At 74.9% G+C, this 26397-nt stretch carries 28 protein-coding genes; 14 read left to right on the forward strand and 14 right to left on the reverse strand.

The window, feature by feature from the left end:
- Window positions 1–4: 4 nt before the first annotated feature.
- Together ABFY03_RS04015 and ABFY03_RS04020 are read right to left on the reverse strand one after the other, a co-directional pair.
- Window positions 5–820: a hypothetical protein gene (locus ABFY03_RS04015; RefSeq protein WP_319012021.1), complete on the reverse strand. Its 816-nt coding sequence runs from the start codon at window positions 818–820 to the stop codon at window positions 5–7.
- Window positions 821–927: 107 nt separating this feature from the next.
- On the reverse strand, window positions 928–1575 hold the full coding sequence (locus ABFY03_RS04020; protein WP_346169188.1) for a hypothetical protein: 648 nt from the start codon (window positions 1573–1575) through the stop codon (window positions 928–930).
- A gap of 145 nt (window positions 1576–1720) precedes the next feature.
- Here ABFY03_RS04020 and ABFY03_RS04025 point away from each other — a divergent pair, with 145 nt between their 5' ends.
- Window positions 1721–2077 (forward strand): YrdB family protein, encoded by a 357-nt coding sequence (locus ABFY03_RS04025; protein WP_346169189.1) that lies wholly within the window; start codon window positions 1721–1723, stop codon window positions 2075–2077.
- Between the two features lie 51 nt (window positions 2078–2128).
- Here the strand turns inward: ABFY03_RS04025 and secD are convergent, their stop codons facing one another.
- Entirely contained in the window at window positions 2129–4426 is a 2298-nt protein-coding gene (secD, locus tag ABFY03_RS04030) for a protein translocase subunit SecD (protein ID WP_346169190.1), read from the reverse strand.
- Window positions 4427–4553: 127 nt separating this feature from the next.
- Window positions 4554–4991 carry a hypothetical protein gene (locus ABFY03_RS04035; protein WP_319012017.1) on the reverse strand — a complete coding sequence of 146 codons (438 nt, stop codon included), beginning with the start codon at window positions 4989–4991 and terminating at the stop codon, window positions 4554–4556.
- Between the two features lie 188 nt (window positions 4992–5179).
- On the opposite strand from ABFY03_RS04035, the gene ABFY03_RS04040 reads away from it, so the two are divergent.
- Complete coding sequence (locus ABFY03_RS04040; RefSeq protein ID WP_319012016.1) at window positions 5180–5887, forward strand: lysophospholipid acyltransferase family protein; 708 nt, start codon at window positions 5180–5182, stop codon at window positions 5885–5887.
- Here the strand turns inward: ABFY03_RS04040 and ABFY03_RS04045 are convergent.
- Window positions 5847–6923: an enoyl-CoA hydratase/isomerase family protein gene (locus ABFY03_RS04045; RefSeq protein WP_319012035.1), complete on the reverse strand. Its 1077-nt coding sequence runs from the start codon at window positions 6921–6923 to the stop codon at window positions 5847–5849. The two genes, ABFY03_RS04040 and ABFY03_RS04045, sit on opposite strands and share 41 nt — an antisense overlap.
- A gap of 139 nt (window positions 6924–7062) precedes the next feature.
- Between ABFY03_RS04045 and ABFY03_RS04050 the strand changes: the two genes are divergently transcribed.
- Window positions 7063–7281: a CsbD family protein gene (locus ABFY03_RS04050; protein ID WP_319012015.1), complete on the forward strand. Its 219-nt coding sequence runs from the start codon at window positions 7063–7065 to the stop codon at window positions 7279–7281.
- Window positions 7282–7353: 72 nt separating this feature from the next.
- Window positions 7354–8022, forward strand: a complete 669-nt coding sequence (locus ABFY03_RS04055; RefSeq protein ID WP_346169191.1) for a GAP family protein — start codon at window positions 7354–7356, stop codon at window positions 8020–8022.
- Between the two features lie 51 nt (window positions 8023–8073).
- On the opposite strand, the gene ABFY03_RS04060 is transcribed toward ABFY03_RS04055, so the two are convergent.
- From ABFY03_RS04060 to ABFY03_RS04075, 4 genes are all read right to left on the reverse strand, one after another.
- Window positions 8074–8493 carry a DUF7144 family membrane protein gene (locus ABFY03_RS04060; protein ID WP_319012013.1) on the reverse strand — a complete coding sequence of 140 codons (420 nt, stop codon included), beginning with the start codon at window positions 8491–8493 and terminating at the stop codon, window positions 8074–8076.
- Between the two features lie 97 nt (window positions 8494–8590).
- Window positions 8591–9919 carry a cation:proton antiporter domain-containing protein gene (locus ABFY03_RS04065; protein WP_319012012.1) on the reverse strand — a complete coding sequence of 443 codons (1329 nt, stop codon included), beginning with the start codon at window positions 9917–9919 and terminating at the stop codon, window positions 8591–8593.
- A 210-nt stretch (window positions 9920–10129) separates the two neighbouring features.
- Window positions 10130–10813 (reverse strand): GNAT family N-acetyltransferase, encoded by a 684-nt coding sequence (locus ABFY03_RS04070; RefSeq protein WP_319012011.1) that lies wholly within the window; start codon window positions 10811–10813, stop codon window positions 10130–10132.
- A gap of 288 nt (window positions 10814–11101) precedes the next feature.
- On the reverse strand, window positions 11102–11803 hold the full coding sequence (locus ABFY03_RS04075; protein ID WP_319012010.1) for a ribonuclease H family protein: 702 nt from the start codon (window positions 11801–11803) through the stop codon (window positions 11102–11104).
- A 178-nt stretch (window positions 11804–11981) separates the two neighbouring features.
- On the opposite strand from ABFY03_RS04075, the gene ABFY03_RS04080 reads away from it, so the two are divergent.
- From ABFY03_RS04080 to ABFY03_RS04090, 3 genes are all read left to right on the forward strand, one after another.
- Window positions 11982–12530: a hypothetical protein gene (locus ABFY03_RS04080; protein WP_346169192.1), complete on the forward strand. Its 549-nt coding sequence runs from the start codon at window positions 11982–11984 to the stop codon at window positions 12528–12530.
- A gap of 27 nt (window positions 12531–12557) precedes the next feature.
- Window positions 12558–13043 (forward strand): hypothetical protein, encoded by a 486-nt coding sequence (locus ABFY03_RS04085; protein ID WP_346169193.1) that lies wholly within the window; start codon window positions 12558–12560, stop codon window positions 13041–13043.
- A 104-nt stretch (window positions 13044–13147) separates the two neighbouring features.
- Window positions 13148–14326 carry a YncE family protein gene (locus ABFY03_RS04090; RefSeq protein ID WP_319012007.1) on the forward strand — a complete coding sequence of 393 codons (1179 nt, stop codon included), beginning with the start codon at window positions 13148–13150 and terminating at the stop codon, window positions 14324–14326.
- A 158-nt stretch (window positions 14327–14484) separates the two neighbouring features.
- On the opposite strand, the gene ABFY03_RS04095 is transcribed toward ABFY03_RS04090, so the two are convergent.
- Window positions 14485–15345 (reverse strand): class I SAM-dependent methyltransferase, encoded by an 861-nt coding sequence (locus tag ABFY03_RS04095; protein ID WP_319012006.1) that lies wholly within the window; start codon window positions 15343–15345, stop codon window positions 14485–14487.
- 137 nt (window positions 15346–15482) lie between these two features.
- On the opposite strand from ABFY03_RS04095, the gene ABFY03_RS04100 reads away from it, so the two are divergent.
- Complete coding sequence (locus ABFY03_RS04100) at window positions 15483–16070, forward strand: TetR/AcrR family transcriptional regulator (RefSeq protein ID WP_319012005.1); 588 nt, start codon at window positions 15483–15485, stop codon at window positions 16068–16070.
- A 387-nt stretch (window positions 16071–16457) separates the two neighbouring features.
- On the forward strand, window positions 16458–17825 hold the full coding sequence (locus tag ABFY03_RS04105; protein ID WP_319012004.1) for an NAD(P)/FAD-dependent oxidoreductase: 1368 nt from the start codon (window positions 16458–16460) through the stop codon (window positions 17823–17825).
- A gap of 42 nt (window positions 17826–17867) precedes the next feature.
- Here ABFY03_RS04105 and ABFY03_RS04110 read toward each other — a convergent pair whose 3' ends face one another.
- Window positions 17868–18644: a L,D-transpeptidase family protein gene (locus ABFY03_RS04110; RefSeq protein ID WP_346169194.1), complete on the reverse strand. Its 777-nt coding sequence runs from the start codon at window positions 18642–18644 to the stop codon at window positions 17868–17870.
- A gap of 153 nt (window positions 18645–18797) precedes the next feature.
- On the opposite strand from ABFY03_RS04110, the gene ABFY03_RS04115 reads away from it, so the two are divergent.
- The 3 genes from ABFY03_RS04115 to ABFY03_RS04125 all read left to right on the forward strand — a co-directional run bounded on the left by ABFY03_RS04115 (window position 18798) and on the right by ABFY03_RS04125 (window position 20911).
- Window positions 18798–19256, forward strand: a complete 459-nt coding sequence (locus ABFY03_RS04115) for a GNAT family N-acetyltransferase (protein WP_319012002.1) — start codon at window positions 18798–18800, stop codon at window positions 19254–19256.
- 90 nt (window positions 19257–19346) lie between these two features.
- On the forward strand, window positions 19347–20426 hold the full coding sequence (locus ABFY03_RS04120; RefSeq protein ID WP_346169195.1) for an NAD(P)H-dependent amine dehydrogenase family protein: 1080 nt from the start codon (window positions 19347–19349) through the stop codon (window positions 20424–20426).
- Window positions 20423–20911, forward strand: a complete 489-nt coding sequence (locus ABFY03_RS04125) for a carboxymuconolactone decarboxylase family protein (RefSeq protein WP_319012000.1) — start codon at window positions 20423–20425, stop codon at window positions 20909–20911. Before ABFY03_RS04120 ends, ABFY03_RS04125 begins: the two co-directional genes overlap by 4 nt.
- Before the next feature lie 67 nt (window positions 20912–20978).
- Here ABFY03_RS04125 and ABFY03_RS04130 read toward each other — a convergent pair whose 3' ends face one another.
- The 3 genes from ABFY03_RS04130 to ABFY03_RS04140 form a co-directional block, all read right to left on the reverse strand.
- Window positions 20979–22628, reverse strand: a complete 1650-nt coding sequence (locus tag ABFY03_RS04130) for a GMC oxidoreductase (RefSeq protein WP_346169196.1) — start codon at window positions 22626–22628, stop codon at window positions 20979–20981.
- 81 nt (window positions 22629–22709) lie between these two features.
- Window positions 22710–23504, reverse strand: a complete 795-nt coding sequence (locus tag ABFY03_RS04135) for an aminoglycoside adenylyltransferase family protein (protein WP_346169197.1) — start codon at window positions 23502–23504, stop codon at window positions 22710–22712.
- 139 nt (window positions 23505–23643) lie between these two features.
- On the reverse strand, window positions 23644–24750 hold the full coding sequence (locus ABFY03_RS04140; RefSeq protein WP_319011997.1) for an asparaginase: 1107 nt from the start codon (window positions 24748–24750) through the stop codon (window positions 23644–23646).
- 141 nt (window positions 24751–24891) lie between these two features.
- Between ABFY03_RS04140 and ABFY03_RS04145 the strand changes: the two genes are divergently transcribed.
- Both ABFY03_RS04145 and ABFY03_RS04150 read left to right on the forward strand, forming a co-directional pair.
- Window positions 24892–25356 carry an Lrp/AsnC family transcriptional regulator gene (locus ABFY03_RS04145; protein ID WP_030755541.1) on the forward strand — a complete coding sequence of 155 codons (465 nt, stop codon included), beginning with the start codon at window positions 24892–24894 and terminating at the stop codon, window positions 25354–25356.
- 201 nt (window positions 25357–25557) lie between these two features.
- On the forward strand, window positions 25558–26358 hold the full coding sequence (locus tag ABFY03_RS04150; RefSeq protein WP_319011996.1) for an endonuclease I family protein: 801 nt from the start codon (window positions 25558–25560) through the stop codon (window positions 26356–26358).
- The last annotated feature ends 39 nt before the right edge of the window (window positions 26359–26397 follow it).

Raw genomic sequence — 26397 nt, forward strand, 5'->3', positions numbered from 1 at the left:
CGGGTCAGGCGAGGCCGTACGCCCGGGGGGTGAGCGGGGCGACGGCGTGCGGGGCCGCGGCCAGTCCGAAGCCGTGGTTGGCGGCGACGGCGCGGATGTGGTCGGCCGAGAGCGAGCCGTGCCGTTCGAGGACGAGCACGGGCAGGCCGGAGCGGGTGTGCCCGGCGGTGCGGTGGAAGGACACGACGCTGACGGGGGTCGGCCGGTGGAAGGGGTGGCGCCGGCGGGCGGCCTCCTCGTCGGCGGGCGCCAGGATCCTGACCTCGGGTTCGGCGCCGAACTCGTCGACGAGGCCGTCGGCCCGCCAGTGCGCGGGCTCCTGGGCCCGGTTCGCGGAGGTGACGGCCAGGAAGTCGCCGCCGGTGCGCGCGAGCGCGGCGCCGAGGAAGGCGTGCGAGGGGCAGCGGGTGCCGGGCACGACGACCCGGACGGTACGGGCTCCGCCGTCCGTGGCGACGAGCGGTCCGGGCACCCGGTCGGCCGCCGGGCCCCGCAGCCCGATGGGACCGAGCCCGAGCAGCTCGTCCGTCAGCGACCGCACCTGCTGCCAGGGCACGCCCTCGGGGAGCCGGGTCCAGTCGAAGGCGGCCGGGATCCGCTCGGGCACGGTCACCAGGCCGGCGGTCCGCCCCGCCGGGCGGCCCTTGATCCGGTTCACCCGCTCGACGGTCTCCCGATCGGTACGGAAGGTCAGCGCGTAGACGTTGCCGAACCCGTGCGCCACGGCCCGCCCCGCGGCCAGCGCCTCGGCCGCCTCCCGTACGTCCTCCGGGTCGTCGAGCACCCAGGTCGTCACCTCCGTGGCCTGCTGAACGCTCACGAAAACCACCTCCACGTCCTCACCGTTGTGATCGTTGTCACGCGTGCAACGACCCAACGCTGCCGGGGTCACCCCCGCCCCCTCCGGCGCGCACCCCTCTCGCACCGTCATGACACGTGGACGGCCACCGCGCACAGCCCGTACCCCTTGGCCACCGCGGCCCGCCACACCCGCGGCGGTCCGTCGAGCACCGACTCCTCGCCGTCCGGGTACCAGAGCCAGTCCCGTGCCTCGGCCGCCGCCCGCTCGGCGGCCGGGAAGGCGAAGGCCCGCTCGACCGCCGGGAGCGCGGCGGCCGCCTCGGCGGCGGTGAGCAGGAAGTTCCCGCACCAGCCGGGGAGGAGGGCGGCGCGGGCGGGGCCGAGGGAGTGGAACAGGGAGGAGACCGCGTACTCCTTGGCGTGGACGGAGAAGAACCCGTCCTCCTCGGCGAGGTCCTGGTCCCAGACGTCGTCCACGACGCGGAATCCGGGGTCCGGGACGCCGCTGCAGACGTCGTCCACGGCCGGTCCCGGGCAGGTGAGCGCGTGGAACGCCTCGACCGCCGCCGGATCGGCCGGCGGGGCCCCGGACGCCGAGGCGGCGGCGTACCAGGTGCGGTGGTCGGGCAGGGGTGCCCGCTGCCACGCCTCCCACCGCTCCCGCGCGCCGGGCCGGGCGCGGTCCGCGCGGAGGGCGGGGAGCAGGCGGGGGGCGAGTGCCGCGATCGTGGTGTCCGGGTGGGCGGTGACGGCCCAGACGCTGGTGAATCCCATGCCCGGGCACGGTAGTCGGGGGCACCGACAGCGGTCCGGCGGCGGGATGCGCCGAAGTCGCTGGGCGGGCGGGGTGCACGGCCTCTACGATCACGTGTTCGCCTCGGGGCGCGGGCTCCGGGGCTCTCCGGCGAGAGGAGGTCCGATGAGGACCGCGCACGTGCTGAACGATCTCCTGGCGTTCGTGTGGGAGATGCTGGCGCTGGGCGTGCTCGCCTGGTGGGGGTGGCAGGCGGCCGGGCCGGTGTGGCTGCGGCTGGTGGCGGCCGTGGCGGTGCCGGGGGCGGCGGCGACGCTCTGGGGGCTGTTCGCGGCGCCGAGGGCACGGTTCCGGGTGCCGCTCGCCGGGGTGCTGGCGGTGAAGGCGCTCGTCTTCGGGGCGGCGGCGCTGGCCCTGGCGGGTCTCGGGCACGGCACGTGGGCGGGGGTGTTCGGGGGCGTGGCGGTGGTGAACACGGCGTTCGTGACGGTCTTCCGGCGGTCCGCCGCGTACGGGCGCTGACGCCCGGCCGCGGCCGCCCTCGCGGGTGGCCGCGGCCGGCGGCACGGTCCGTCAGACGACCGCGCCCGTACGGTCGGTGGTCCTCGTCCTCGCGGGGCGGGCGGGGGCCGGGGCACGGGATTCCAGGCTCACCGTCAGGGGGAGGGCGGTGAAGACCGTGGACGCCATGCCCAGGACGACGCCGGCGAGCAGGGCCACCGAGAAGTCCGTGAGCGTGTCCCCGCCGAGGACGGCGAGGGCGGCCAGGACGAAGAGGGCGCCCATGCCGGTGTTGACCGTACGCGGCAGGGTCTGGGCCACGGCGCGGTCGGCCAGCTCCGCGAGCGGCGTGCGGCCGCCCTTGCGGCGCAGTTCGCGGAGACGGTCGAGGACGACGACCGAGTCGTTGACCGAGTAGCCGACGACGGTCAGCAGCGCGGCCAGGAACACGCTGTCCACCGGCTTGCCGAGCCAGGCGAAGAGACCGACGACCAGCAGCACGTCCTGCGCCATCGCGGCGACGGCCGCGGTCGCGTACGTCCAGCGGAAGCGCACGGAGAGGTAGCCGAGCTGGGCGGCGACGGCGAGGCCGAGCGCGAGCAGCGCTTGGCCGCGGAGCTCGTCGCCGAGGCTCGGGCCGATGAGGTCGTCGCGTACGACGGTGACGGGACCGGCCGCCCCGGTGAGCGCCTCGGTGACGCGTTCCTGGGCGGCGTCGCCGGTCTCCCCCAGCCGGACGGTGACCTCCCGGCCGCCGTCTCCGGCGGTGCGGACGACGGCGTCCGGGAAGCCCGCGGCGGCGACCGCCCGGCGGGCCGCGTCGGCGTCCACCGGACGGGTCGCGGCGTACCGGACGTCCCGGCCGCCGGTGAACTCGACGCCCAGCTCGACGCCGCGCACCCCGATCCCGGCGAGCGCCACGAGGAGCAGCGCGGTGCTGACGGTGAACCAGCGGCGCCGGCGCGCCATCAGCCGGGGTGACCGGCGGCCCAGCCGGGTGCGGAGCCGGCCGGGGGCCGCCATGCCGGTGAGCGCGGGCCTGCGGCGCACGGCGGGCAGGGCGAGGGCGGCGTCCGCGAGCAGCCGGGTGATGACCATGGCGGTGACCATCGAGGCGAGGACGCCGAGGGCGAGGGTCACGCCGAAGCCCTTCACGGGACCGGTGGCGAAGGCGAAGAGGAGGGCGGCGGCGAGGAGCGTGGTGACGTTGGAGTCGGCGACGGCGCTCCACGCCTTGCCGAAGGCGGCCGCGAGCGGGCGGCGCGGGTCCCGGAGAGCGGCGGCGCGGCCGAGGAGGGCGTATTCCTCCCGGGCGCGCTCGAAGACGAGGACGTTGGCGTCGACGGCGATGCCGACCGCGAGGACGAAGCCGGCCAGGCCGGGCAGGGTGAGGGTGGCGCCGAGCGCGACGACGGCCGCGTACGAGATCAGTCCGTAGAGGAGCAGGGCGATCGTGGCGAGGAGGCCGAGGAGCCGGTAGACGGCGATGACGAAGACGCCGGTGCAGGCGAGGCCGATGACGGCGGCGAGGGCGCTGGCCCGGATCGCGTCGGCGCCGAGGGTCGGGCCGACGGTGCTCTGCTCGACGGTGGTGACGGGGACGGGCAGGGCGCCGCCCTCGACGAGCGCGGCGAGGTCGCGGGCCTGCTGGGCGGAGAAGCCGCCGGTGATCTGGGTGGCGCCGCCGGCGATGCCGACGCCGCAGGCCACGCCGGACTGGACGGCGGGGGCGGAGACGATCCGCCCGTCGAGGACGATGGCGACCCGGCGGGCGGGATCGCCGGGCGGGGCGCAGGCCGCCTGGCCGGTGAGGCGGGCCCAGTCGGCGGCGGCGCCGTCGCGGAAGGCGAGGTCGACGGTCCAGCCGCGGCCGCCCGTGGTGTCGAGGACGGCGTCGGCGCTCTTCACCCCGTCGCCGGTGAGGGCGGGCGCGGCGAGCGCGAGGTGGCCGGGCGCGTCGGGGTCGGGGAGGACGCGGGAGCCGTCGGCGGCGGGCCGTTCCGTCGGCGCGGCGGCGGTGCCGGTGACGGCGTGGACGGTGAGCTGGGCGGTGCGGCCGATGAGTTCGGCGGCCGCGCGCGGGTCGCGCAGGCCGGGGAGTTCGACGACGATCCGGTTCTCCCCGGAGCGGGCGAGCGAAGGGTCGGCCACGCCGAGGCCGTCGACCCGCTTGCGGAGCACTTCGAGGGCGCGGTCGGTGGCCTCCGCGTCGGCGCGGAGGCCGGGGGCGTCCCGGGTCTCCAGGACGATCCGGGTGCCGCCGCGGAGGTCGAGTCCGAGGCGGGGCGTGGTGGTGAGGGCGGTCCAGAGGGCGAGCGCGACGACGGCGAGCGCGAGGAGCGCGCGCCGGAGCACGGCGGACGAGGGCATGGGGTCTCCACGGGCGGTGCACGGCCGCGCGCCGGGGCGGCGGTCCGTGCGGGGCGAGCTGGGGTACGCGCGCGTGGCCGGGCGGCGGGCATGCCGGAGGCCCGGACGGCGGCGCGGTGGAACGGCGTCAGCTGTGCCGGGTGGAGGGTGGGCCGCGGGGGGCCGTGGGGTCGTACGGGAGGCCGGGCGGCGCGCGCTCCCGCCGCGGGTCCCCCGCCGCACGCCCGTCCGCCGCCGGCTCGACGGCGTCCGCGGCGAGCACGGGCGCGGCGGGCGGCACCGGGAACCGTACGACGTGCTCGACGGCGTCGCCCGGCTCGACCGCCTCGGCGGGCACCGCGTCGGCGCCGGAGTCGCCCCCGTCGGCGGCCGCGGCCGCCGACGGGCCGTCAGGCAGCGGTGCCGGAGCGAGCGCACCGACGGACTTCCCCGGGGCGCCGCCGAACGCCGGCGCCGGGGCGGGTGTCGTGAGGAACGCGCAGAGGGCGCAGAGGAGGGCGGGGAGGAGGCGGGCCGGCAGGGTCGGCTTCGGGGTGCGGAGGGTCGGGCGCTTCGTCGCTCGCACCGCCCGCCTCCTTCGCCGTCGTGGTCCCGTCCGGTCAGCGTAGACGGCGGGCGGTGGGGGCCGGACACCAGGTGGGCGGGGCGGCGGAGTTGAGTACGGGGTGAGTACGGGCGCCCATGCCGGAGGCGGGGGCTCCGGCGGACGATGGGCGCCGTCGTCGTCCGGTTCCCCAGGTGGAGGGTCCGCCCGTGCTCAGTCGTCTCGCCGCGCATCTCGTGCCGTTCTTCGGGCGGTTGACCGTGACCGCGGATCCCGGTGCCCGGATCGAGCCGGGCAGCATCATCGTCGTCAACCACACCTCGCTCGCCGATCCGGCGCTGGTGCTGGCCGCGCTGCGGCGGCGGCTGGGCGCCGAGCCGGTGCTGCTCGCGGCGGCCGGGCTGTGGCGGGTACCGGGGCTCGGCCGGGCGCTGTCGCGGGACGGGTACGTGCCGGTGCACCGGAACACCGCGCACGCCTCGGCCGCGCTGGACCGGGCGGCGGTGGCGCTGGCGTCGGGGCGGCCGGTGATGCTCTACGCGGAGGGGCGGATCCCGCCGCGCCGGGAGGCGTCGGAGGCGCCGCCGGAGGCGTTCCGGACCGGTCTGGCGCGGCTCGCCGGGGCGACGGGCGCGCCGGTGGTGCCGGTCGGACAGGCCGGGGCGCGCCGGATCACCTCGGGCGGGACGGTGAAGCAGATCGCGGGCGTGCTGACGGCGCCGCTGCGGCGCCCGTGTCTGCATGTGCACATCGGGGCGCCGCTGCGGCTGCCCGAGGACGTGCCGGCGGCGACGGCGCTGGCGCACGGGGCCGTCACGGAGGCGTGGCGGACGGCGGCGCTGGCGCTGGGCGAGCCGGCGGCCGGTGCGGAGCCGGTCAGCGGGCGAGGCCGAGGTCCCCGCCGGGCGGGGGCGTGAGGTAGCGGGCCACGTCGGCGTCGGTGACCTCGGCGAGGGTCGCCGGCCGCCAGCGCGGGTTGCGGTCCTTGTCGACGACCTGGGCGCGGATGCCCTCGACGAGGTCGTGGCTGGTGACGGCGGCGCAGGAGGCCCGGTACTCCAGGTCGAGGACGGCTTCGAGGCTGTCCAGGGCACGGGCGGCGCGCAGCACGGCGAGGGTGGCCTTGAGGGCGGTCGGAGACTTGCCGAGGAGGGTGGTGGCGGCCTCCTTGGCGGCGGGGACGCCGCTGTCGGTGAGGCGGTCGACGATCTCCTCGACGGTGGGGGCGGCGTAGCAGGCGTCGATCCAGTCGCGCTGGCCGGCGAGGACGCCGGGGGCGGGCGCGGTGGTGTGCCGGGCCAGGGCCTCGTCGACGGGGAGGCGGGTGAGGTCGGCGGCGAGGGCGTCGAGCGCGGCGGCCGGGACGTGGTGGTCGGCGAGGCCGGTGAGGAGGGCGTCGGCGGCGCCGATCCGGCCGCCGGTGAGGGCCAGGTGGGTGCCGAGTTCGCCGGGGGCGCGGCCGAGGAGCCAGGTGCCGCCGACGTCGGGGACGAAGCCGATGCCGGTCTCGGGCATGGCGATCAGGGAGCGTTCGGTGACGACGCGGACGGAGCCGTGGGCGGAGACGCCGACGCCGCCGCCCATGACGATGCCGTCCATGAGGGCGACGTACGGCTTGGGGTAGCGGGCGATCCGGGCGTTGAGGCGGTACTCGTCGGCCCAGAAGGCGACGGTGGCGGTACCGCCGGCGTCGCGGGCGTCGTCGTGAATGGCGCGGATGTCGCCGCCCGCGCAGAGGCCCCGTTCCCCCGCGCCGCGCAGGACGACGGTGGTGACGGCCGGGTCGTGCTCCCAGGCGGTGAGGGCGGCGTCGAGGGCGCGGACCATGGGGTGGGTGAGGGCGTTGATGGCCCGGGGCCGGTCGAGGGTGAGGAAGCCGGCCCGGCCCTCGGTGCGGCGCAGGACGTCCGCGTCCCGGTCGGCGGGGGCGTCGGCGGGGTGTTCGGCGGGCACGGCGATCACTCGGTCCTTCCCTGGCACGGCACTGTGACGCCGCCCAAGGTACCGGGCCGTGATCGGCTGCCGACGGGCGCGGGCGATCGCTCCGGCCTAGCGTGGATGCCGGGGACGGTCCGAAGGAGGGATCGCGGGCATGAGCGACAGGATCGGCAGGGCCAAGGAGAAGGCCCGGCACGAGGTCGACAGGGCCAGGGGCCGGGCCAAGGAGCTCGCCGGCCGGTTGAGCGGCGACGAGCGGCTGGAGGCCGAGGGCAGGACGGACCGCGCCAGGGCCGATCTGCGCAAGGCGTGGCGGAGTGTGCGTGAGCGGGTCAGGGGGATCGGGGACTCTCTGAGGAAGGACCGGTCCTGACGGTGGGGGCCGTCCTGGCGGCGCGGTCCCTCGGGCCGCCCGGGGCGGCCTCCGCGGACCGGTGGTGACGCGATGGTCGTCGACCTGGTGCTGATCGGGCTCGCGGTGACGCTCTTCCCGCTGCCGATCATGGCCTTCGTGCTGGTGCTGGCCTCTGCCCAGGGGCTGCGCAAGGGGCTGGTGTTCATCGGGGTCTGGCTGGTCTCCCTGGTGGCGGTGATCGGGATCGTCGTCCTGCTCACCGGCGGTCAGCCGCCGCCGCCCCGCTCCCCGCCGTCGCGGGCCGCCCAGGTGGCGACGCTGGTGATCGGCGTGGGTCTGATCGGGTACGCGGTGTACCGGCGCCGGCGGAACCGTCGGGACGCGGCCGGGCCGGCGGCCGAGGCCCGGGCGGCGGAGGAGCCGGAGTCCGCTTCGGACGGTGTCTCCTTCCGGTCCGCCGCGGCCTTTCCCCTGCTCCTCCAGCCGTGGGGGATGGTCGGCGCCGCGGCCGCCACGGTCGTCCAGGCCGACCTCTCCGACGCCGGGAACGTGGTGGCGCTGGTGGGCTTCTGCCTCCTCGCCACGTCGACGCTGCTGGCGATGGAACTGTGGATGGTGTTCTCACCGGAGCGGGCGCAGCGCGCCCTCACCGGGTTGCGCCAGTGGCTCGCGCGCCACAAGGAGCCCGCCATCGTCGGTCTCTGTCTGCTGCTGGGACTGTGGCTGGTGAGCCGCAGTCTCTATCTGCTGACGACGTGACGGGCTCCTCGCGGTGAAGCGGTGAAGCGGTGAAGGGGAGTGCCCGGGGCGCTACCGCACGTCGTCGGGCCGCACGACGCAGAGGGCCCAGATGACGAAGCCCGACATGGCGATCATCAGGATCGACCAGGCCGGGTAGTACGGCAGGGACAGGAAGTTGGCGATGACGACGAGGGCGGCGATGGCCACGCCGGCCACCCGTGCCCACATGGACACCTTGTAGAGGCCGAAGCTCACGAGGATCGCGACGGCGCCGAGGGCGAGGTGGATCCAGCCCCATCCCGTCAGGTCGAACTGGAACACGTAGTTCGGCGTCGTGAGGAAGACGTCGTCCTCGGCGATCGCCATGATGCCCCGGAAGACGCCGACGACGCCGGTGATCCCGAGCATGACGGCGGCGAAGACGGTCAGTCCTCCCGCCCACAGGCGGCTCGTGCTTTCCGGACGGTGAGGGGTGTGCGTGGTGGCCATGGTGGTCCTCGCTCTCGCTCCGCCGGGTACGGTCGCGGTACCCGTACTCCCCTCCATGGTGGTCCCGGGGCGGGTGGGGCGCACGGCGCGGCGCGGGTCAGCCGGCGGGGCCGTCGAGGTGTCCGAGCCTGCGGCGTCCCGTGGGGTCCGGCACCTCGGCGGCTTCCCTGAGGGCGGCGGAGGAGGACGCGCGGCGGAACCAGGCGCCGTACGCCCCCGCGAGGGCCGGGGCGGTGGCACCGTGCAGGAGGACGCTGAAGGCGACGGTGACGGCGACGACGCGGCCCATGAGCTCGGTGCCGGCGACGTGTTCCTCCGCGACGAGCAGTCCGAGGACGACGGAGGCGAGGCCGCGGGGCCCGAACCAGCCGACGTACAGCACCGTCGGGAGGCGCAGGCCGCTGCCGAGCAGGGAGAGGGCGACGGGGACGAGCCGGACGACGGTCAGGCTGAGCAGGGCGTAGAGCACGATCTGCCAGGTCAGGTGCTGCAGGGCGGGGCCGAGCAGGACGGCGCCGAAGAGGAGCAGGCTGATCGAGGCGAGGAGGCCGCCGAGGTCCTCGGCGAGTTCGGGGGTCGTGTCCCCGCCGCCGTCGCCGTCGGGCGCGGTGGTCTCCCGCGGGCCGGCCGGCACGTTCCGCAGGGCGTGTCCGAAGGCGAAGCCGGCCACCCAGGCGGCGATGAAGCCGCTGCCGTCGGCGACGACGGCGAGTTCGTAGGAGCCGGCGGCGACGGCGAGGACGTAGACGTGGCGGCCTTCGCGGGTGATCCAGCCGCGGGCCCGGGCCGCCTGGAGCAGCCGCCCCGCGAGGCCGCCGGCCAGCAGGCCGAGGGCGGTGCTGAGCAGCAGGGAGCGCCAGAAGGTGCCCGCGACGCCCTCGGCGGCGTACGAGGTGCCGGGGACGGCGGCGAGGAGGACGACGAAGAACGGCAGCACCATGCCGTCGTTGAGGCCGCTCTCCACGTTGAGGCCCTGCCGGACCAGGGGCGGGACCCGCCGGTCGGAGAGGGCGGTCTTGCCGAGCGCGGCGTCGGTGGGCGCCAGGATCACGCCGACCAGCGCCAGCTCCCAGACGGTGAGGCCGGGCAGCAGCGGCCAGGCCAGCAGCCAGCCGGCCGCGATGCTCAGCAGGAGGCCGATCCCGAGCAGGCGCCGGGGCAGGAACCCGCCGCGGGTGAGGTCGCGGCGGCGGACGGTCATGGCGTCGGTGAACAGCACCAGCGTCAGGGCCGCCTCGAGCAGCGCCGTGATGGGGCCCGTCTCGTCGAGGCCGATCACGCCGAGGACGGCCGGGCCGAGGAGGACGCCGCAGCCCGTGAAGACGAGAGCCGAGGAGACCGGGGTGGACGCCAGGCGTCGCGAGCAGAGGGCGTAGCCGGCCGTGACGCCCGCGACGGCCAGTACCGTTCCCGCGCCACCGCTCATGGGACCGCCTCCTTCGCCCGTCCCGGCGGGGCGGGGTGGGCGGGAAGGAGGGCGGGAAGGACTCACCCGCTTCTCGCGGATCCTGATTGCACGGTGCACGGCCACGAGGGCCGCTACCCCGTGTCCTCACACGGAGTCCTTCCCGTCACCTCCATGAAAACACCCCGTGGCGCCGCCCGCAGTGCGGGCGGCGCCACGGGGCGGGGCGGCTCAGGCCGGGAGGAGGTCCTGCAGGACCCGGCTCCGGCGGGGGGCGCTGAGGCGGAGCTCGATGATGTCCCGGACGGTGGGCCACTCCTCGTCGAGGATCGAGTAGAAGGCCGTGTCCCGGACGGCGCCGTCGAGGCCGCGGGAGTGCGCTCTGCGGATGCCCTCGCAGGTGGCGCCGAGGCGTTCGATGGCCACCCGCGAGCGGGTGTTGCGGGCGTCGGCGCGGAGGGTGATGCGGCGGACGCCCCAGCTCTCGAAGGCATGGCGGAGCATGAGCAGCTTCGCCTCGGTGTTGATGCCGGTGCCCCGGGCGTCGCCCGCGATCCAGGTGTTGCCGATCTCGGCGGCGTCGGGGATCGCGGTGAGCGGATCACCGTGGGGATGACCGGGGGTCGGGGGCCAGACCAGCGGCCCCCGCCAATAGTCCAGTTCGAGGAAGCGGGTGGAGCCGATCACCCGGTCGTCGGCGGTACTGACGAGGGCGAAGGGCAGGCAGCGCCCGACGGCCTGTTCGGCCAGGGCACGGGCGATGTAGTCGAGAGCGGATTCCAGGCCGTCGGGCACGGGAGTGAAGGCATAGGCCGATCGGTCCGCCTCGCCGGCCCGCGCAAGGGCTTCGGCGTGCCGCATCGCCAGCGGCTCCAGGCGCACGGAGCGCCCGGTCAGGAGAACAGGTACTGGCACGGAACCTCGGGTCTTTCACGGGCAGGGGTCACTTCCGTCACGACGCTGTGCGCCGGAAGTGAAGGGGGGAATCTCGCCGGGTGCCGGATTCACGTCGAGAGACGTCGGATGAGCAGGCAAAACGGTTCGTCACCAGGTGCGAGGAGGAACAGTATGCAGCCACAACAGCTCTGAGAACAGAACCCCGGGAGAACCCGCATCCACGGGCGGGTGAAGCCTGCCGGAGGCGCTCGGAACGCGGTCTCAGGGGGCGGACATGCCCGCCCGCCCCTCGGACGGCGTCAGCGCTCAGACGCAGGTGGGATGGCCCCAGCCCTCCGCGTTCTTGCTGATGCTCTCCCCCTTGTCATAGGCACGCCCACAGCGGCAGCGGCCCGGAAACTTGGCCTTCAGGGTGCCGCCGGACGGGCGACTCCGCCGGGCCCCCGAGGCCCCGGAACCGCCCGGCGCGGAGGAGCGCGCCCGGGGCGTGCGGGGCGCGGAGGCACGCGCCGTGGCGGGCTCCGGGTCGGGAAGCGCGGAGCCGGCGTCCGACCCCAGGGGCTCCTGGGTACGGGCGCTGTGGCTGGCGGCCCGGTCGGCGGCGTCGTTGAGGGGGTCGCCGCCCGTCCGGTGCGCGGGGGTGTAGACGAAGTCGACGTCCCGGCCGGTGAGCAGGGCGTCGATCCGGACGACGAGCTCCTTGTTGGCGACCGGGGTCCCGGCGGCGGTCTTCCAGCCCTTGCGGCGCCAGCCGGGGAGCCAGGTGGTGACGGCCTTCATGGCGTACTGCGAGTCCATCCGGATCTCCGCGGGAACCGCGGGGTCCAGGGTCTCCAGGAGCCGTTCCAGGGCAGTGAGTTCGGCCACGTTGTTGGTGGCGCGGCCGAGCGGACCCGCCTCCCAGCGCTCGACGGTGCCGTCCGCCCGGCCGATGACCCAGGCCCAGGCGGCGGGGCCGGGATTTCCCTTGGACGCGCCGTCACACGCGGCGATGATCTTCTCCAGCATCCTTCGATCCTGACACGGACGGGGGTGTGCTCGGGGCCGTCCGGGGCGCCGCCGCGGGGTCGCCTGGCCGGGTGGCGGCGGGCTCCCCGCGCCACGGGGTGTCGGCGGTTCCCCGTAGACTCGCCGTCTGCCCGCCAAGGGTGGCACCGGCCCCAGCTGACAGGAAGCGACGGACTCCATGAACCACGCGGACGGCACCGCACCGATCTACGCCCAGCTCATACGGGAGCGGGGGGACGTTCCCGGTGACGTGCGCCAGACCGCGGAGGAAGTGCTGCGGGACCTGAGCCGGTACATCAAGATCCCGCCGCCCGCGCCGCAGCAGCCGATGGGCATGGGCGCGCCCGCGGGCATGCCCGGGATGCCGGGGATGCCCGGTCAGCCGGGGATGCAGGGGCAGCCCGGTATGCAGGGTCAGCCGGGCATGGCGGGTCAGCCGGGCATGGCGGGGATGCCGGGGCAGCCCGGTATGCAGGGCCGGCCGGGTCAGCCGGGGATGCAGGGCGGCCCCGGGATGCAGGGCGCTCCGGGGATGCAGGGCGGTCAGCCGGGGCCGCAGGGTCTTCCGGGGGTTCCCGGTCAGCCGGTGCCCGGGAACCCCGGGCCTGCGGGTCCCGCCGCTCTGCCGGGTCCGGCGGGCATGCAGGGTGCGGGGCCGGTCCCCGGCCAGGGCGGCCCGGGCGGGCACGCCGGCATCGTGGCGATGCGGTCGCTGCCCCAGGGCTGAGCCCACCGGCATAAGAGCGGGGGGGCCGTGCCGGTGGACGCCGAGCGCTACGCGAACTGTCACATCTACGTCGACGCGGCCGACCCGGGGACGCTCGTCGAACGGCTCCGGCCGGCCCTGGGCGTCGCGGCCGTCACCCCGACCTCCCCTGACCTGGTCTTCGGGCCGCTCCTGGTGACGGGCGCCTCCAACGACTACGCGACCGGCGCCCGCGCCCACCCCGACGACTTTCTGGAATGGCCGGTCGTGCCGGAGTGCGACGCCGTGCCGGGCGCCGCGCCGGCCGAGACGGTCGAGGCCGTGAGCGCGCTGCTGCGGTGTCTCTGGAACCGCGGCTACGCGGCCCTCGCCACGTGCGACTTCGAGGACGAGCTGCCCTGCGCCGGGGGCGCCACGCGGCACCCGCCTCCGACCCGCCCGAGCCGTGGCCCCGGCACGCTCGCCGGGCGCGCGGTCCGCCGGGTCATCCGATCGGTCGACCCCCGGGTCCGCCGGAGGGGCCGGCGGACGTGACCGGCCGGGCAAGGGGGGCGGGCCCCGGCAGCACGGAGGATCGGGGGACGGGAGGGGCCGGTTCGCCCGGTGTCCTCCTCCTGTCCCGCACCGAGGAGCCCGAGATGACGAAGATCCGCCGTCCGTCCCGCACCGCCCGCGCCGTGCTGCCCGCGGCCGTCGCCGCGGTCCTGCTCGCGGGATGCGCGGAGGCGGCCGAGACTCCCGCCGCCGGGGCGGCCGCGCCGACGAGCCCCACGGTCACCGTCCCTCCCCCGACGTCCACCGGGCCCGCGCCGTCGGGCACGAAGGGGGCCACCGCCGTCGCACCGGCGGCGGGCACGCTCCTCGTCGCCGACTTCGGGTCGGACACCGTGACGTTCGTGGACCCCGCCCGGGGCTCCACCGGCTCGGTGCGGGTGGGGACGGCGCCGTACGGGCTCGCGCTCGGGAAGGACGGGCGGGCCTGGGTCGCGACCGCCGAGGGCGTCGCCGTCGTCGACACCGCCGGCCGGCGGCGCCTGGCGCTCGTCCCGTACCGGACGGACACCGGCCCCGTGACCACGGGCGAGTACCGGGGCGGCGGGATGGGCATCGCGCTGGCGCCCGACGGCAAGCGGGCGTACGTCGGCGTGAACGTCCCCGGCGGCAACGGCACCCTGGAGGTGATCGACACCGCGTCCCTGAAGGTGGTGGACGTGGTGGAGGTGGGGCGCCGGCCGTTCGACGTCGACGTGAGCCGGGACGGCTCCGCCGTGTACGCGACGAACCACGACTCCTTCGACGTGACCGTCGTCGACGCGGACTCGCTCGGCACCCGGCGCGTCGAGGTCGCCCCGTACGGCACCGAGGGCGGGCTCGGCTCCTGGCTGAAGCCGCACTACACGGCCGTGCGCCCCTCGGACGGGAAGCTGCTGCTGCCGTTCGAGGGCGAGCGGCTGGCCGTCGTCGACCCGGCCACCGGACGGGTCGAGATCGAGTCCATGACGGCGAACACGCATCAGCACGGGGCGACCGTGACGCCGGACGGGACGCTCCTCGCCGTCGGCACCGGCCCGATCGACCCGGACGAGGACCGCGGCCCGTCGCTCACCGTGCGGTCGCCCGGGGGCGCCGAGCGGGTCTACCCGCTCGACGGGCCGCACGAGGACGTGGCCGTCTCGGAGGACGGCCGCACCGCCTATGTCACCGGCGGCTTCACGCGGGACGGCTACTGGGACGGGATCAGCGTCGTCGACCTCGGCTCGGGCGAGGTGACGCGCCTCGCGGCCGGCTCACGGCCGCTGGGCGTCGTCGTCCTCTAGGTCGTTTCTTTCGGATCAGGCCGGATCAGGGAGCGGCGTCTGGTGCGTGCGCTCGCAAGGCGGAGGAGGGAGCCAACGCGGAGCGTTGGCGACCGACGACAACGCCGCGAGCGTGCGTGCCAGGCGTCGCGAGCCCGGCATGATCCGAAAGAGACGGCCTAGGCACGGGGAGGGAACCGGGGCCGCTCCGCCGTCACCAGCCACGCCGTGCTCAGCAGCCGGACTCCGCCCGGGGTCTCGTGCGCGCGGAGGTGCTCGGTGAGGGCGGTGCGGGCGCGGGCGCGGGTGGGCTCGTCGGCCTGGTCCATCAGGTGGCGGCCCGGGCCCGTGGCCAGGAGGAAGTCGGCGGCGTCGGCGGCGTCCCGGCCCCAGGTGCCGTACGCCCGCGTCTCCTCGACCGCGATGCCGGTGAACCCGGCGGCGGCGAGGAGCGCGCGGACGGCGTCCGGGTCGGCGAGGGAGAACATGCCGGGGACGCCCGGCCGGCCGAAGTCGCCGACGGGCAGGATGCCGCGCAGGGAGGTCATGGCCGTCACCCAGCCGTTGAGCCCGGGGTCGGACGGGCAGACGAGGGCGAGCCGTCCGCCGGGCCGCAGGGCGCGGCCGATGTGGGCGAAGGCGGCCTCGGGGTCCTCGAAGAACATGGCGCTGTACCGGCTGATCGCCGCGTCGAAGGTGCCCTCGTCGTAGGGGTGCGTCTGGGCGTCGCCGCGGGTGAAGGTGACGTTGTCGACGCCTTCGGCGGCGGCGCGGGCGCGGGCCTCGGCGAGCATCGGGGCGGAGAGGTCGAGGCCGAGCGCGTGGCCGCGCGGGGCACGGCGGGCGGCGAGCCGGGTGGTCTGTCCGGCGCCGCAGCCGAAGTCCAGGGTGCGGTGCGCGCCGGTGATGCCGGCGGCATCGAGCAGCGGGGTGTTGAAGCCGTCGTTGACGGCGTTCCAGCGGTCCTGGTGGCGGGCCCAGTGGGCGCCCTCGGGGCCGTTCCAGGCCTGGTCCTGCGCGGTGTTCACGATGGTGGTCACGACCGCCTCCTCGCACGAAGGGAAGTATGGGCACGCGCCCATTCCCGAACAGTATGGGCGTGTGCCCATACCGGCAATCACGTTTACCATCCAGGCAGTCGGATCCGGCCGGGGTCCGGGGAGAGGGAGACGGGCCCATGTCACCGCGCGGAGTGGCGACGCCGGACGTGCGCGAGCGGCTGTTCGCGGCGGCCGAGCGGGTCGTCGAAAGGGATGGACCGGGTGCGCTCACCAGCCGTTCCGTGACGACCGAGGCGGGCTGCGCGAAGGGGCTGCTGCACGCCCACTTCTCGGGCTTCGACGAGTTCGTGGCCGAGCTGTGCCTGGACCGCTTCGCCCGTACGGCGGCGAAGGCCCGGGCGCTGGCCGGGGCGGTCGGCCAGGGCACCGTCGGCGGGAACCTCGACGCCGTCGTCCTCGCGCTCTTCGACGCGGGAGGCCCGGCGGTCTCCGGCCTCGCCATGGCCCGTCCCGCCGCCGCGCTCCGGATCCGCGAGGCGCTGGCCGCCGGCGCGCCGGGGTTCTCGGCGATCGAGGAGGCCGTCGCCGGCTATCTGGAGGCCGAGCGCGGGCTGGGCCGGGTCCCGGCCGGCCTGGACCCGGCCGGCGCGGCCCTCGCCCTCGTCGGCACCAGCCACCACCTGTTGATGACCACCTGGCCCGGCTCCCCCGACCCCCGCCCGGCGGTCCGGCGGCTGCTGGCCACGCTGGTGCCGGAGGTCTAGGCCGCCTCTTCCGGATCATGCCGGGCTCGCGACGCCTGGCACGCACCCTCGCCGCGTTGTCGTCGGTCGCCGACGCTCCGCGTCGACTCCCTCCTCCGCCTTGCGAGCGCACGCACCAGACGCCGCTCCCTGATCCGGCCTGATCCGAAAGAAACGACCTAGGCCCGGGTTCCGCGGCGGGACCGGGCCCGCTCGACGAACGTCCGGAAATCGACCATGCCGTCGGACGGCAGCGCCGCGCGGGCCCTGGCGGACCATGCCGAGGGGCGATACCGCCGCAATGGCGTTAGAAAGGGTGAACAACGGATAGTCGGTGAAAAAGTGCCCTATGTGCCCGTGCGGTCATAGGCGGCGACACTTCGCACGCTCATACGGAAGGCGGCAAGCGTGACGCGACCGAGGATTCTCGTGGTGGGCGCCGGTTTCGCCGGAGTGGGCTGTGTGAAGCGGCTCGAACGGCGGCTGACCGAGCGGGAGGCGCGGATCACGCTGCTCTCCCCCTTCTCGTACCAGCTCTACCTGCCGCTGCTCCCCCAGGTGGCGGCGGGCGTCCTGACCCCGCAGTCGGTGGCGCTGTCGCTGCGGCGCAGCCAGAAGCACCGGACCCGGATCATGCCGGGCGGCGCGGTGGGCGTGGACACGGCGGCGAAGGCCGTGGTGGTGCGGACGATCTCCGGGGAGTACGAGGTCGAGCCGTACGACCATCTGGTCCTCGCGCCCGGCAGCGTCACCCGGACCTTCGACATCCCGGGGCTCGCCGACCACGCCCGGGGCATGAAGACGCTGGCCGAGGCGGTGTACATCCGCGACCACGTCATCGCCCAGCTGGACCTGGCCGACGCCAGCGACGACGAGGCCGAGCGGGCCGCGCGGCTCCAGTTCGTGGTGGTCGGCGGCGGGTACGCGGGCACCGAGACGGCGGCCTGCCTCCAGCTGCTCACCCACAACGCGGTCAAGCGGTACCCGCGGCTCGACCCGGCGCTCATCAAGTGGCACCTGGTGGACATCGCGCCCCGGCTGATGCCCGAGCTCGGCGAGAAGCTCGGCGCGGCCGCCATGGACATCCTCACCAAGCGGGGCATCCAGGTCTCGCTGGGCGTGTCGGTGGCCTCGGTGGACGACGAGACCGTCACCCTCACGGACGGCAGGGTGCTGCCCTGCCGCACCCTCATCTGGACGGCCGGCGTGGCCGCGAGCCCGCTCGTCGCGACGGTCGGCGCCGAGACCGTCCGCGGCCGGCTGGTCACGACGCCGGAGATGCGGGTGCCGGGGCTCGACGGGGTGTGGGCGCTCGGCGACGCAGCGGCGGTGCCGGACCTGGCGAAGGGCGAGGAGGGCGCGATCTGCCCGCCGACGGCCCAGCACGCCATGCGCCAGGGCAAGACGCTCGCCGACAACCTGGTGGCGACCCTGCGCGGCCAGTCGACGCACCCGTACACGCACAAGGACCTGGGTCTGGTGGTGGACCTGGGCGGGATGGACGGGGTGTCGAAGCCGCTGGGCGTGGAGCTGCACGGGCCGGCGGCGCAGGCGGTGGCGCGCGGCTACCACTGGGCGGCGCTGCGGACCAATGTGGCGAAGACCCGGGTGATGACGAACTGGCTGCTGAACGCGGTGGCCGGGGACGACTACGTACGCACCGGGTTCCTCGCCTCGAAGGCGGGGACGCTGCGCGACTTCGAGTACACCGACGCCTATCTGACGCCGGACCAGGTGCGGCTGCACACCGGCCCGTTCCGGGGCGCGGTCGGCTGACCCCGCTCCCCGCCCGCCCGGCCGGCCCCCGGACCCCCGCGCTCAGCGGGCGAGTGCGGGGGCCGGTCCCATGACGACGACGGGTTCGGCGGCCGGGTCGAGGCTGATCAGCAGGGTGCGCAGGTCGTCGCGGTCGAGTGCGACGCACGCCTGGGTGGGGCCGCCGTGGTCGACGTGGATCCAGACGCCGCCGCCCTTGTCCGCGCCGAGCGGGCGCTCCTTGTCGAGGGGGGTGCGGCCGGGGACGCGGTTGTAGTCGATGGCGATGACGTGGTCGAAGGAGCCTTCGAGGGATTCGCCGTGGAAGCCGGTGCCGCTGATGGCGAACTCGGGGTCCTCGTCGTACGGGAGGCGGGCGCCCGGGTCCGGCAGCCGGCCGCCGGCGTCGCCGATGCGGTAGACGCCGATGGGGGTGCGCAGGTCGCCAGCGGAGTGGTCGGTGGTCCAGCCCTTGAGCGCGTTGTGCGCGGGCCAGGGACCGCCTGCCTCGTACCACCGGCCGCCGGGGGCGCGCTGGTGGAGGACGACGGTGGCGGTGTTGCTGTTCTCGGTGGCGCCGGTGACGACCAGGGCCTGGGTGGTGCCGTCGGGGATCCGGGCCTGGGTGAGCGGGCCGATGCCGGGGATGCGGACGGGGCCGGCGGGGCGGGCGTCGGTGGCCTCGGGGGCCGTGGCCTTCGCGGCGGCGGAGGGCCGGGCGGGCGTCGTCGGCGGGGTGGCGGTCGGTTCGGGGTGCGCGCAGCCGGTGAGCAGCAGGGCCGCGCACAGGGTGCCGGCGCCGAGGAGCGCGGGGGCGCCCTTGCGGACGAAGGCGGGCATGGGAAGGCATCCTCCTGGCCGGGGGCAGTGCAGCGATCCGTACCCGCTGGGCGGGCGGCGCTGCGCGGGAGGGCGGCGGCCCACCCGTACGGCGGAGCGGGCGGTGCGGCTATGCGGTTGACCGGCGGGCGGTGGGTGCGATGGGGTGCGGCAATGAGCGATCTTGAGGGGTACGGGCAGCTGCGGGTGGTCCCGGCGGCGGGCGAGCGGGAGCTGGCCGACTGGCGGGCGGTGCACAACGCGATCATCCCGACGGCGGTGCTGTCGGCGGACGAGGTGCGGGAGCGGGCCGGGCGGAACCGGCTGGACGTGGCCTACCTGGGCGGGGTGGCGGTGGGGTGTTCCACCGTGCGTCCGCCGGACGAGGAGACGCCGGCGGCGACGGTCATCGCGCGGATCCTGCCGGAGTACCGGCGGCGGGGCTTCGGGACGGCGCTGTACGAGCAGGGCCTGGCGCACGCCCGGACGCTGAGCGGCGCGGGGGTCGAGACGGTGGTGCTGGCGTCGAACGAGGAGGGGTTGCGGTTCGCGCTGGCGCGCGGCTTCACGGAGGTGGAGCGGTATGTGCTGCCGGGCGACACGATCCCGTTCGTGACCCTGCGGCTCGGCTGATCCACCGTACGGCACACGAGATCTGACGTCTCGTCAGATCATCGCGTCACGGGTCTGGGAACCTCGCTCCCCCGGCGCTACCCTCCGCGCATGATACGGACGGTGGTGTGGGGAACCGGAAATGTCGGGCGGGCGGCCATCCGGGCCGTGGACGCCCATCCCGGGCTCGAACTCGCGGCGGTCCTGGTCTCCGACCCGGCGAAGGTGGGCCGGGACGCGGGGGCCCTCGCGGGGCTCGGGCACGAACTGGGCGTGGCCGCCACCGACGACGTCGGTGCGGTGCTCGGCGCGCGGCCGGGCGCGGTGGTGTACGCGGCCTCGGGCGACGTGCGGCCGGACGGGGCACTGGAGGACGTGGTGCGGGCGGTCGCGGCGGGCGCGGTGGTGGTGACGCCGTCGCTGTACCCGCTGTACGACCCGCGCAACGCGCCGCCGGAGTTCCGCGACCCGGTGCTCGCGGCGGTGGCCGCGGGCGGCGGGTCGCTCTTCGCCTCCGGGGTGGACCCCGGCTGGGGCAACGACGTGCTGCCGCTGCTGGTCAGCGGGCTCGGCACGACGGTGGACGCGGTCCGCTGCCAGGAGATCTTCGACTACTCGACGTACGAGCAGGAGTTCTCCGTACGCGAGCTGATCGGGATGGGCAAGCCGCTCGCCTACGAGCCGCCGATGCTCTACCCGTCGGTGCCGACGATGGTGTGGGGCGGGCAGATCCGGCTGATGGCGCGGGCGCTCGGCGCCGAGGTGGAGGAGATCCGCGAGACGGTGGACCGGCGCCCGCTGGAGGCGACGGTGAAGACGCGGACGATGGGCGTCTTCGAGGAGGGCACGCAGGGCGCGGTCCGCTTCGAGGTGCAGGGGATCGTCGGCGGCGAGCCGCGGATCGTGATCGAGCACGTGACCCGGATCCATCCGTCCTGCGCGCCGGACTGGCCGGTGCCGCCGGACGGCGCCGGGGCGCACCGGGTGATCGTCGAGGGCCGGCCGCGGATCGAGGTGACGGTGGCGGCCATCGACGAGGGCGAGAACCGGGCGGCCGGCGGGAACGCGACGGCGGTCGGGCGCCTGGTCGGGGCGATCGACTGGCTGGTGGCGGCGGAGCCGGGGCTCTACGACGCGCTGGACGTGCCGATACGGCCGGCGATGGGGAAGCTGGGAAGGAGACCGCGGTGATCATCGACATCCCGGAGGGGCAGGAGCCGATCGGGTACGTGTGGGGCGACATGGTCCCGGAGATCGGGACGGCGGCGGCGAACTTCTCGCTGTCGGTGTACGCCCATACGACCCTGGGGCTGCGCGAGTTCGAGGCGGCGCGGCTGCGGATCGCGCAGATCAACGGCTGCGGCTTCTGCCTGGACTGGCGGACGGACCGGGACGGCGTGAAGGTCGAGGAGGGCTTCGACGCGGTGGTCGCGGCCTGGCGGACGACGGAGGTGTCCGACTCCTTCGACGCGCGGACGCGGCTGGCCGCGGAGTACGCGGAGCGGTACGCGCTCGACCACCACGGCCTGGACGAGGAGTTCTGGTCGCGGATGACGGCCCACTACAGCCAGGCGGAGATCGTGGAGCTGACGATGAGCCTGGGCTCGTGGCTGGCCTTCGGGCGGCTGAACCGGGTGCTGGGGCTCGACGAGGTGTGCGTGCTGCCGACGGGCTGAGCCCGTCGGGTCGTCAGGGGCCGGCCGGTTCTCGAACCGGCCGGCCTTCGCGCGTGTCCGGTCACGCTCAGAAGTCCTCGGCGATGATGCGCTCGATGTTGCGCTCGGCGAGGGCGGTGATGGTGACGAAGGGGTTGACGCTGGTGTTGCCGGGGATGAGGGCGCCGTCGATGACGTAGAGGCCCCGGTAGCCGTGGAGGCGGCCGTGGTTGTCGGTGGCCCGGTCCAGGACGGCGCCGCCGAGCGGGTGGTAGGTGAGGTGGTCGCCCCAGATCTTGTAGGTGCCGAAGAGGTCGGTGCGGTAGATCGTCCCCTCCTTGGCGTTGATCTTGTCGAAGATGGACTTCGCCATGTCGATGGACGCCTGCTTCCAGGACCGGTCCCAGCTGAGCTCGACCCGGCCGGTGGCCGCGTTCCAGGTGAACTCGGCGCGGTGCGGGGTCCGGGTGATGGAGAGGTAGAAGGAGGCGTAGGTCTCGATGCCGGTGGGCAGCGGGGCGACCTCGGCGAAGGCCCCGCCGGCGTCCCAGTTGTCGATGCCGGCGGTGGGCATGGCGGACTGGAGCGTGCCGGTCGGGTCCCACATGTGGTTGGCCCGGCCGCACATGACGTTGCCGTTGTCGCCCCAGCCCTTGCCGATGTGCTCGTTGAGGGCGGGCAGGGCGCCGGTGGCCTTGAGGCGGGTCAGGAGCTTGCTGGTGCCGACGCTGCCGGCGGCGAAGAAGACCCGGTCGGCGCGGACGGTCTTGGTGGCGAGGACGGCGCCGGTGGTGTCGATCTGGTCGATGGCGACCGTGTAGCCGCCGGCGGCTGCCGGGGTGACCGAGGTGACCCGGTGGAGGGCGGAGACGGTGACCCGGCCGGTGGCGGCGGCCTGGGCGAGATACGTCTTCTGGAGGCTCTTCTTGCCGTGGTTGTTGCCGTAGATGACCTCGCCCTCCAGGGCGGACTTCGGTACGGCTCCGGCCGCCTCCTGCTTCATGTAGTCCCAGTCGTAGACGTTGGGCACGAAGACGAAGGGGAAGCCGGAGCGCTGGGCGTGCTTGCGGCCCACCCGCGCGTACTGGTAGCAGGCGGCGTTCTCCCACCAGGCCTCGTCGACGGAGGTGACGCCGAGGCCCGCGTTGGCGCGCGGGTAGTAGGTGGCGTACATCTCGGCCGGGTCGACGGTGGGGAGGATGGCCGGGAAGCGCTCGCGGCGCGGGGTGACGGCCATGCCGCCGTTGACCAGGGAGCCGCCGCCGATGCCGCGTCCCTGGTAGACGGTGATGCCGGCGAAGTCCTCGGCGTCGAGGATGCCGGTGTGCCGGGGCACGTCCTTGTCGAGGGGGAAGCCGAGGAACTGGCTCAGCGGCTGCTTGGTGCGGGTGCGCAGCCAGAAGGAGCGGTAGTCGGGCTTGGTGGTGTTGGCGAAGACCTTGCCGTCGGGGCCGGTGGTGTCCCAGGCCAGGCCCATCTCGATCATGTGGACGTCGACGCCGGCGCGGGCGAGGCGGAGGGCGGCGACGGAGCCGCCGTACCCGGTGCCGACGACGAGCGCGCGGACGTGGGAGCCGTCGGGGACGGGGCAGACGTTCAGCCCGGGGACCTCGGCGCGGGCCGGGGCGGCGAGACCGCCCGCGAGGGCGGCGGCGCCGAGAACGGAACCTGTTCCGGTCAGGAAGCGGCGGCGGTCGATTCCGTGCAGTCCCTGGGCGGACAGGGGGCGTTCACTCATGTGATCTTCCTCACTCGTGAGCGAATGGGAACACGTTCTACGACCGTCCGCCGAGGAAGTCACGAGAAACCGCCGGGTAACTTAGGCCGAATACGCCCCCTTGATCCCCGCGGCGACGTACTCCGCGTGGGCGCGTGCCGCCGGCAGCCGATCCGCCCAGGAGCCGTACTCCCCCGCCAGATACTGGGCTCGGGCGGCCTCCAGCGGCGCCCGGTGCTCCGTCGGCAGCCGCGGCAGCAGCAGGGCCGCGGCCTCGTCCTTGGAAAGGATCCGGCCGGTGCGCAGGGTGGTGTGGATCCGGGCGAGGGTGAGCAGGACGTTGCGGGTGTCGCCGTCGAGGTCGGCCAGCAGGCCGGGGACGCCCTCGACGATCGCGGCCCGCAGGTCGGCCTCCGGCACCGGGTCGAAGAGCTCGCTCGGGCGCGGGCCGTACAGGGAGACGTCGCCGTTCCGGGCCATGGTGAGCAGCGGCGCCAGGTCGGGGCAGGGCGCGGGGGCGGGGGTGAGGCCGGCCTCGAAGTCGTCGCGGAGCCATTCGCCGTAGAGGTACTCGCAGACCGGCGGGTACCGCCAGGGGCGGACGTCGGCGTGGACGACCAGGCTCAGCTCGACGGGCCGGGCCGGGCCCCGGTACGCCCGGACGCCGGAGACGGCGAGCAGGCCGTCGGTGAGGGCCCGCCGCTCGGCCTCGGTGGTGTGCCGGGTCAGGACGACGAGGACGTCGACGTCGCTGGTGGGCCGCAGCCCGCCGAGGACGGCGGAGCCGTGCGCGCAGGCGGCCCGGACGGCCTCGTCCCCGAGGGTCTCGCGGATGATCCGGACGACGTCGTGGGCCTGTGCGGCGCCGGCGTCGGGCGGGCCGGGGGCGTGGGACACGGGGGCTCCTGGGCGGGTGGGTGGCGGACGGGGAGTCCGTCACCGTACCGGAGGGGCCGGGGCCGAACCGGTTGGTTTCCGGCTCGCGGGCGGAGGAGGGGGGAGGTCGACGCCCGCGAGCCGGTGTTCGGGGGCGCCGTCAGGCGCGGGCCGGGAGCGGCGCGGACTCGCGCGAGCTGCCGGTGGCCAGGGCGGGTTCGGCGCGGACCGGGCCTTCGAGGAGCCGGCGGAGGAGGGCGGTGCGGCGGGCCGGGTCGTCGCCGTCGTTCTCGGCGAGGAGGGCGGCGAGGACGGCGATGCGGGCCTGGCCGGCGCGGAGGGTGCCGGTGAGCAGGCCGCCCGCGGCCACCAGGTCGACGGCGCCGCCGCCGGTGTAGATCTCGGCGAGCGGGCCGGCCGGGACGCGGGTGGTGACGGCGACGAGGACGCCCTGGGCGGTGGCCTCCGCCACTGCCTCGGCGATCTCCGGGGTGGCGTTCCCGGCGCCGGTGGCGACGAGGACGATGCCGCGGGCCCCGGCGGCGAGGGCGGCGTCGAAGTGCAGCCGGTCGCCGTCGGTGTGGTGGAAGACGACGTCCACGCGGGGCAGCGCGCCGCGGCCGGCCTCCGGGTCGGCGGTGCGGGCGGCGTCCGGCAGCGGGAGGACGGCCGGGCGGTCGGGCAGCCGCTCGACGTCGACGCGGGAGAAGCCGACCCGGCCCAGGCGCTCGGCCGAGGGGTCGGAGAAGGCGTCGGCGGCGAGGGTCTGGGTCTTCACCGTGCCGCGGGCCGCGTGCACGCGGCCGTCGAAGACGACCAGGACGCCGAGGTCGCGGACGGTGGCGGCGACCTGGAGGGCGTCGTACAGATTGCCCGGGCCGTCGCCGTCGCCGGTGCCGAAGGGGCGCTGGGCGCCGGTGAGGACGACCGGGCGGGGGTCGGCGTGGTGGAGGTCCAGGAGGAAGGCGGTCTCCTCCAGGGTGTCGGTGCCGTGGGTGACGACGACGCCGTCGACCCCGGGGTCCGCCAGGGTCTCGTGCACCGTGCGGAGCAGCACGAGCTGGTGGGCCGCGGTCAGGAGCGAGCTGTTGACGTTGAAGAGGTCGCGGACCTCGACGGTCACGCCCTCGGGGAGCGGGGCGGTGGCCAGCACGTCGTCGCCGGAGGCGTCGGCGGCGTAGCCGGTGCCCTGCCAGCGGCTGGCGATCGTGCCGCCGGTGCTGATGACGACGATCCGGCGCGGGGTTCCGTCGTTGGTCCGCTGCATGTCCGCCGCCTCTCGCTGCTCTGGTGCCGTGCCGGCCCTGGCACGGCTCGTGATGGGCGTCGGCAACCCTAGACCAAAAGGATGAGCAGGCGATTGCGGATAGTGGTGCAGGAATGTTTCACCGTGGCAGATAATTGCGCCATGGACCGAATCGATCTCCACATCTTGCGCGAGCTCCAGCAGGACGGCCGGCTGAGCAACCAGGAGCTGGCCCAGCGGGTCGGCCTGAGCCCCTCCCCCTGTCTGCGCCGGGTGCGCCAGCTGGAGCAGGACGGGGTGATCAGGGGCTATCGGGCGGTCATCGACCCGGAGGCGGTCGGGCGGGGCTTCGAGGTGCTGGTCTCGGTCGAGGTGAAGCGGGACCGGGAGACGGTGGAGGCGTTCGAGGAGGCGCTCCAGTCGATCCCGGACGTGATCGAGGCGTACCGGCTCTTCGGCAGCCCGGGGTGCCTGCTGCGGATCGCGGTGGCGGACCTGTCGGCGTACGAGCGGCTGTGGATCGAGCAGCTGACCGCGCTGGCCGGGGTCACCGAGGTGAACTCGCAGATCATCATGAAGCGGATCAAGGAGCCGAAGGGGATGCCGGTGGACGTCCGGGGCGCCTGAGGCCGAAGTGATGCGACTCGCCGTCAGAGGATCGTCCAGTATGCGAGAACGTCACCGAATGGCTCTTTGTCCGTAACACGACAACCACCCCCTCCGTGCGACTCTCCCGGATGACACGCAGTCAACACGCGTAGAGCGCCGCCCCCCCCTGAGCCCGGGGGACGGCGCTCCCCCGCGTGCCGTCCCCGGAAAGGGCCCCCCATGTCGGTTGCACGGATACGCAGGTGGAAGGTCTGGGCGGCGGTCTCCGCCGCCGTCGTCGGACTGGCGCTCCCCACGCTCACGGCGGCGCCCGCCGCCGCGACCACGAACGCCTACGACACCACGTACTACAAGAACGCGGTCGGCAAGACCGGTACGAGCCTCAAGTCGGCGCTGCACACCATCATCAGCAGCCAGAGCAAGATCTCGTACGACGCGGTCTGGAACGCGCTGAAGGTCACCGACCAGGACCCGAACAACACCAACAACGTCATCCTGCTGTACAGCGGCGTCTCGCGCAGCAAGTCCCTCAGCGGCGGCGACGTCGGCGACTGGAACCGCGAGCACGTGTGGGCCCAGTCCCACGGCAGCTTCGGCACCTCGGCCGGCCCGGGCACGGACCTGCACCACCTGCGCGCCTGCGACGTCCAGGTCAACAGCATCCGCGGCAACAAGGACTGGGACTTCGGCGGCAGCGCCGTCAGCGGCGCCTCCGGCAGCTACACCGACTCCAACTCCTTCGAGCCGCGCAACGCCGACAAGGGCGACGTGGCCCGGATGATCCTCTACATGGCCGTCCGCTACGAGGGCGACGACGCCTGGGCCGACCTGGAGCCCAACGAGTCGACCACCAACGGCAGCGTCCCCTGGCACGGCCGCCTCTCGGTCCTCAAGCAGTGGAACGAGCAGGACCCGCCGAGCGCCTTCGAGGAGCGCCGCAACGACATCATCTTCAACTCCTACCAGGGCAACCGGAACCCGTTCATCGACCACCCGGAGTGGGTCGAGGCGATCTGGTAGCAGCGCGCCCCGGGCCCCGGCCGCACCCCCGTTTTGGAT

Source organism: Streptomyces roseofulvus, from assembly GCF_039534915.1.
Lineage (GTDB): Bacteria > Actinomycetota > Actinomycetes > Streptomycetales > Streptomycetaceae > Streptomyces > Streptomyces roseofulvus.